At 38.1% G+C, this 7,249-nt stretch carries 4 protein-coding genes and 1 pseudogene; 1 reads left to right on the plus strand and 4 read right to left on the minus strand.

What is annotated here, in order from left to right:
• The coding region (locus FD20_RS11745; protein ID WP_170207699.1) for a KxYKxGKxW signal peptide domain-containing protein at positions 1–933 on the minus strand (933 nt) is incomplete at its 3' end.
• A 294-nt stretch (positions 934–1,227) separates the two neighbouring features.
• Between FD20_RS11745 and FD20_RS11750 the strand changes: the two genes are divergently transcribed.
• Positions 1,228–2,439 carry an NAD(P)/FAD-dependent oxidoreductase gene (locus FD20_RS11750; protein WP_057738739.1) on the plus strand — a complete coding sequence of 404 codons (1,212 nt, stop codon included), beginning with the start codon at positions 1,228–1,230 and terminating at the stop codon, positions 2,437–2,439.
• Between the two features lie 151 nt (positions 2,440–2,590).
• On the opposite strand, the gene FD20_RS11755 is transcribed toward FD20_RS11750, so the two are convergent.
• The 3 genes and pseudogenes from FD20_RS11755 to FD20_RS11765 all read right to left on the minus strand — a co-directional run.
• Positions 2,591–5,125 carry a M1 family metallopeptidase gene (locus FD20_RS11755; protein ID WP_057738741.1) on the minus strand — a complete coding sequence of 845 codons (2,535 nt, stop codon included), beginning with the start codon at positions 5,123–5,125 and terminating at the stop codon, positions 2,591–2,593.
• Positions 5,126–5,319: 194 nt separating this feature from the next.
• Positions 5,320–6,690 (minus strand): DUF2252 domain-containing protein, encoded by a 1,371-nt coding sequence (locus FD20_RS11760; protein WP_057738743.1) that lies wholly within the window; start codon positions 6,688–6,690, stop codon positions 5,320–5,322.
• A gap of 306 nt (positions 6,691–6,996) precedes the next feature.
• A pseudogene (locus FD20_RS11765) lies at positions 6,997–7,249 on the minus strand (N-acetylmuramoyl-L-alanine amidase family protein); the annotation flags it as partial.

Genomic DNA, 7,249 nt, shown 5'->3' on the forward strand with positions numbered 1-7,249 from the left:
ATACTGCTGTCCATATTGCATTTGACCGCTGCCGTTATAATAGACCGTCTTATTTTGGTTGAAAATGCGCTGAAAACCGGTCTTCATTGCTCCAGTTCTTCCATCAAACAAATACCAATAGCTGTTAATATACTGCTGACCGTATTGCATCTGACCATTATTGCTGTAATAGACTGTTTTATTCTGATCTTCAATTTTCTGAAAACCAGTTAAATACTTGTTCGCAGCTGTATCAGTCAGATACCAATGACCATTTACGTAAACTTGTTTATATGTATTTTGTTCAGCTTTTTTCTCCGTATCACTATTAGTGGTTTTAGTCGAATTTTCTTGGCTCTGCGTGTTTGATGCAGCCTTCTTTGTTGATTGTTCCGTAGAAGCAGCTTTTACTGTTTTAGCAGCGGAAACTGGTTGGGAGACAGTATTTTCAGAAGAACTTTGGTTTCTGGTTATTGAATTATCGCTGCTACTTTCTTGAGCTGTGCTTGTTTCACTTGCAGAAACCTGGTTATCTTTTTGAGACGTGCTTGTTTCACTTGCAGCAGTCTGATTGTTCTTTTGAAGTGTGCTGCTTTGAGCAGTAGTTTTATCATCCGAAGATTTTTCCGAAGATGACACGTTAGCGTCACTTGAACTGTTGCTCATTTTTGCAGTCTCAGCATCTGAACTTGTGTCTGAAGTGCTAGTTGAACTATCCTTTGTTTTTGCAGATATATCTGTTGTACCTTCAGTTGATGGCGCTTTCTGCGAAACGTTCTGAGCATCGTTTTGGCTAACCAAAATTGATTTTGAGTTCTCTGCTGCGACATTATCTGCGGAAACGTCAGTATTATTTAATAACATGCCCCCAGCAACCGCAAATGCCATTATCGAAGCAAAAACCCAGCCCTTTCCTGCCTTATACATCTTATAGTGCTTTTTCCCAGATAACATTATTTTTTTCTTCCCCCATCCGTCTCAAAAAATACTTACCTACTAATTCATTATCGTCCAAAATAGTTTTTTTTAAAGAGTTTTACATTAAAAAGTATTAAATGCCTTGCAATTGATTTTAAAATACTTACCTACTTCATTCTTTTCACTTGCCTATAAAAACAAACCATTTGTCATAATGTTTCCAAGCAGATTTTTTAAACTTTTGGTCTAGCTACCTTATAATTAAGGGTAGAACTTTTTTATAAAAAGAAATCTAACTAGTGATTAAAAACATGAAAGAAGGTACTATCTATGCCCGAAAAAACAAAACATTTTAATTATCTCCTTATTGGCGGCGGTATGGCAGCGGATCAAGCCGCGGCAGGAATTCGTTCTGCAGATTCAAAAGGCTCGCTCGGAATTATCTCTGCCGATTCTGATGAACCTTACGCGAGACCTGCTCTAAGCAAAAAACTTTGGGTCGATCCAGATTTTACAGAAGACGATACAAACTTTCATACAAAAGAAAAAAATAATGCTACTCTTTTTTTAAAAACACAGGTTATCAGTATCGATTCAGCCGAACATTTGGTCACCACAAATAAAGATACGCAATTTAGTTATGATAAACTGTTGCTTGCAACTGGCAGTACGCCTCAAACTCTTGCTGGCCCCGAAAGTGATTTAGTTGTCGCATTGCGTTCCAAAGCTGACTACCGCAAAATCCGTGCTTTCAGCGATAATCATAAGCATGTCATTGTTGTTGGCAATGGTTATATCGGCAATGAAATTGCGGCCGGCCTTATACAAAACAAAGTTCAGGTCTCACTTATCGTCAGTGGCGAACGTCTCTATGACAAAAAATTTCCAACTTACTTAAGTAAAAAATATCAACAAAAATACCTTGATGCAGGCGTTAAAATATATTCAAAAAAACGTGCTGAAAAGTACGAAATCGAAGATACACAAGTCAAGGTTTTCTTAAATGATGGCACAGTCCTTAAAGGGGATGGTTTAGTTCTCGGATTGGGAGCTAAAATTGAACTCGATTTGGCTGAAAAGACACAACTAAAAACTGACAAGCTCGGCGTTGTTGTCGACAAGTATTTAAAAACCTCAGCTCCCGATATCTGGGCTGCCGGCGATATCATTTCATATCCAGATGTCATTCTTGGCCGCCAAAATGCTGGACATGTTAATCATGCAGTCAAATCTGGATATATTGCTGGGCAAAACATGGCTGGGAAAGAAATTTCTTATAACCACACTCCCTATTTCTACAGTTGGGTTTTCGATGTTTCCTGGGAGGCTCTCGGAACAGTTAGTTCTAAATTGAAGATGTACGCAGAAAAGCTTCAGCATTCAGATGGCAGCATCATTTATTATTTCGATGATGCTGATATTCTTCAAGGAGTCCTGCTCTGGAATGCACGGATAAACTTAGATCACTATCGCAATATTCTGAAGAAGAAACCGCATTTAACAGAATTACAGCAGCTATTACCTTTAGAAAAAGTAGATTAAAAAAATTTAAACTGTTTTTCTAATTTTCACACAGCAAAAAGGCAGCCCGGATTTCGAGCTGCCTTTTTATAGTTCTCATACTTCAAATTACATAAAACATTTTGTACTTTTACCTAATTAAAATTTTTTGATTGTCGTCTACAATATTTTTTTATTCAATGATTGAAGCAATAGCAGCATTCACAGCATCTTTTTCGCGCTCTATCAACTCAACACGGCTCTCGATCACTTTAGTATCCATCTTAATTTCACGTGTCAGACCAGGTGTCTCTAACTTAGGTTCAAAGAAAGTCTTAAACTCAGCCAAACGTTTTGGTGTTCTGAAAATGCTAGCGATAACTGTGATATATGTTGTGAATTCCATATCCCCACCAACCGTTTTTTCTAACCATTGCCAGTCATCACGAATCCAGTCCCATGCTGCTTGCTGACCATCTTTGTTGGCTAAAACACTACGGAACCATGCACGCAGATCCTGCGGCTTGATCGTGTCAGTATCTTCAAATTTTTCAATTAAATGCGCGATCAAATTCGCATCAGTTGTATTCGCCAAAGCAGAGCTTATATCAGCTTTGTAACTAGCGTCTGAGGAGTGACGATAGGCCTCCAATAACTTGTCAAACAGAGAATCATTACCAAAATGCTTGACCTCATTACGCAAAACAAATACTCGAATGTCGGCTGGTAAAGCAGCCAACTGCTTGCTGTTAGCTGTAAACAAAGCGTGTGCTGCAGCAATTGCATCAGCATTTTCAGCATATAATGCCGCACTCAGTACGTAAGGACGGGTCAGCTGATCATCATTTGATTCACCATCTTTTGCTTTCCACCCCAAACGCGCAACTTGTGCAGCACTCAGCTTGTTAAAGAATGCTTTTAAGTTTTTTTCTTCATCTGAATCGGGTGTCACAAATTTCTTTAAGTTACCTGCAACTTGATAAAGTGCTGTGTTGACAACTGCTGAATGACTATCTGCAAAACTTAACAGTAATGGTGCAACAGTCACATAAGAGACTTGATTTCCTTCTGCCAATAAGCGTAAATCTTGCAAAAGTTGCAATTTTGAAATGGAATCCAATGCAGTAGAATTATCCAAAATGTCTGTTAACAAAGTTTTGTCATACTTAACAATAAAGTGTGAATTATTCCCCACATTCAACCTAAACGGCATGCCATTCTTTTGGCGCAAAGCTGCATAGTCTCCAAGAGCAACTTTCTTAGCAGTTAAAATTGCTGGTGCTGTCTCATAGTTGCTATTCAATGGAATCTGCCATTGACGACCAGCTTCTTGTGCTTTGCCAATGAAAAATTGCTGCTGTTCTATTACTAATTGTCCATCATTCACACTCGCTGTTACGACTGGATAGCCAGGCTGTTCTAGCCATGAATTCATGATAGCACCTACATCAATACCAGATGCATCACCTAAAGCAGACCATAAATCAGCACCTGTTGCATTGTTAAATTGATGTGTTGCAAAATAGTTTTTCAAACCGGCCCGCAAAGCATCATCACCAATTAAGGCACGTACCATTACCAGCAGGCGTGAACCTTTTGCATACACGATCGCACCATCAAATAAAGCATCAATTTCTGCTGGGTTTTCAACATTAACATGTACTGATTGGACACCATCAGTCGCATCACGCTGCAGAGCAGCCAGAACTTCTGATGTTTGGAAAGTTTCCCAGATACGCCAATCCGGTTCAAGTGCATCAACTGCAACATATTCCATCATATTAGCAAAGCTTTCATTCAACCATAAATCATCCCACCACTTCATCGTGACTAAATCACCGAACCATTGATGAGCTAATTCGTGTGCAATCACAGTTGCAACAAGCTGTTTCATATCAAGTGCCGTATTATCAGGATCAAGCAGAAGATATGCCTCGCGGTAGGTTACTAATCCCCAATTCTCCATTGCACCTGCGGAAAAATCAGGCAGGGCCAATTGCCAGGAATGCGGCAGCGGATATGGTGTTTGATAAAATTCCTCATAAAATTCAATCGAACGTTTGGCAATATCAAGTCCAAAATCCAGTTCATTGGCTTGATGTGCTTTTGTCGCAAAAACTCCGATTTTCACGCCGCTTTTAGTAGTTGTCTGTTTACCTTGCAGCTCGCCAAAAGCGAAAGCAACCAAATAAGTTGACATACGCACAGTTGTATCGAAGTAATGTACTCCGTCTTCAACTCGCAACTCAGGCATATTACTCAAGGTAATTTCACCGGGATGCTCGTCAAACTTAAGCGCTATATCAAATGTTGCTTTAGCTTCAGGTTCATCGATACACGGAAAAGCCTGCCGTGCAAAGTTGGTTTCAAATTGTGTTCCGATAATTTGCTTTTTGACACCATCAACAGTGTAGTATGACGGATAAATCCCCATCATTGTATCTGTCAAATCTGCATTATAAGTGATTGTTACCTTGGTGTCCCCTGCTTTTGCCAAGCTGATTCGAAGTGCGTCAGCATCATTATCTATCGTAAATGGTATATTTTGACCATCTGCTTGAACAGACAAGATTTTCAAGTTCTTCTGATGAATAGAGATCAACTGTTCTCTAGCATTCCCTGTAATTGTCGTCTTGCCGGTAAATTGTTTTTCTTCGCGATTAATATCTAAGAAAATATCGTAATGTGCCGGTTGGAACATTGTATAAAAACGTGTCAATTCAGCCATAATTTCTCCCTTGTTTTGTTAGAATAAAGATATTATACGACTTTCAACGAAAAGGTGCTACTTTCACGAAATAGAAATGTCATAAAAAATACCATTATCTAGATGTTCTCATTTTCTATATAGCAACTGCCCTTTTTAGATTTATCATACTTGCATCTCTATCTTTAAATTCGCTAAAAGCCAGGTCGGGTTTGCTAGTTCTCCACATATTCTTTATATTTTTCATAGTCAATTTTTACTTGCTGGGCATACTTTAATGTCCAATCCGCCATTAACTCATCAAAATTCTCCGCTTCCTCAAGATATCCCTGTATCATTGGTGCAGTTGGACTATGGAAATGACTAAAAGCAAGCAGCAGCGCACAGACTTCTGTATAAAGTTTGTACCCTTGCCAGTCCATTTTTTCAAGATTAAATGATCCCTTCATATCTCTAAATTGGCGAACATAATAGCTGCGCTGATTGATATTCATACTACCTAAAAATGGATCCGAAGCAGACTGCATTATTTTCTGCGCCTTAATGATTCGATTTCCTTCGCCGATTTCCCGATGAAGATCAATATCAAGTTTCAGAGGAATAAAAGAATCTCTTGTGGGCAGTGCTTCTTTAACTTGAAGAACTAAATGGCTGCCATCATTAGCTTTTAAAAGGAGCAGATAACAGCGAGTTCCAAAACTTCCGACCCCAACACTATGACGGATCACATCTGTAATTTTGTATTGCATCAGCAAAACTTTAATTCTTTCAGGAACTGTTGCGCGATAATCTTTAAATGCAACGATAAATTTTTGAATTTGTTTACTAGAAACATGCACAGAACGCGGTGCATCTTCAATAAAAACTCGTTCTCCATTAGAATTGAGCAGTGTAAATTTCTTGAGCACCTTACCTAGATCATTTTTGGTTGCCTTTGCAATAATATCTGCCAACGGTTTTTCAAAATCACCATCATTTTGTTCATGAACTATTTCAGCTAGCAATCGAACTTTAGGTGAAAGGTAAAAGCGCTCCATCATTTTCATTGATCCTACATGTGCAATCGCAGAGCGGTATGATGCTACCACCTTTTGAATTAATTTGCGTAATTTTTTATTCTTAAATCCATTTTCCTTTCCAGCCAAATAAATACTGACCAGCAAGCGTCGCAAGTCACTCTCCCAATTACCTATTCTAGCTTCATCAAAATCATTGAGGTCAAATAATAGCTGACGTTCCGGTGATGCATAAAAACCGTAATTTCCAATATGCGCATCTCCACAAAGTAAAACTGGAATGTTGCTATGAATCTGTCCAGCTAGATCAAAATCCATCAAACCAGCGGTTCCGCGATAAAATGAAAACGTGTTTTTCAGCATTCGCTCCCTGCGCATTGGAAGCAATTCAGAAATCATCCCTACTTCAACTGATTTAATGATTTTAACAGCATCCCTGCTGACTGTATGATAAATCGTTAACTTGTCGCTCGGTGTCTCTTGATATTTTTTTCTGCCGCTTTCAACTAATTCTTCTACTGTTTTCGCTACATTTATCTGATCAATATCTAAAATGTTTTTTATAGTCATTTATATTACTTCCTTATCTTGCTAGACGTTCTTCCCTAACATTCTAAAATAACAGCAAAAACTCATTCCTAATATTTGCAATCCATTTTCTAAAGTGTAACTCATTTTGTTTCTTTTACGGTAAACTTTAACCGATACAATAAATTTAGATATTGGATATTTTTTCTGCCGCTTAATGTTTGAATCCTTTTCCACACAAAAATGAACTCCCACAAATTGTCTGAGAGTTCATTTTTATGACATGATTAAATTATGTTTTTGAATACAATAAAGAGCTTTCTATCAAAAAACAGTAACGCTAATTTTTTATTTCTGTGCCCCAGTGACCGTATTAAAATAGTATGTTCTACCATTAATTTTTTGAGTTCCATACTGCATTTGACCATTGGCATTATAGTAAACTGTCTTATGTTGGCTAGCTATATACTGCAGACCAGTCTTCATTGCTCCAGTATTATTATCGAACAAGTACCAGTGCCCATTAATGTGTTGTTGCCCATATTGCATTTGACCGTTAGCGTTATAGTAAACTGTCTTATGTTGATTAGCTATATACTGC

Source organism: Liquorilactobacillus uvarum DSM 19971 (genome assembly GCF_001434935.1).
GTDB classification, from domain to species: domain Bacteria; phylum Bacillota; class Bacilli; order Lactobacillales; family Lactobacillaceae; genus Liquorilactobacillus; species Liquorilactobacillus uvarum.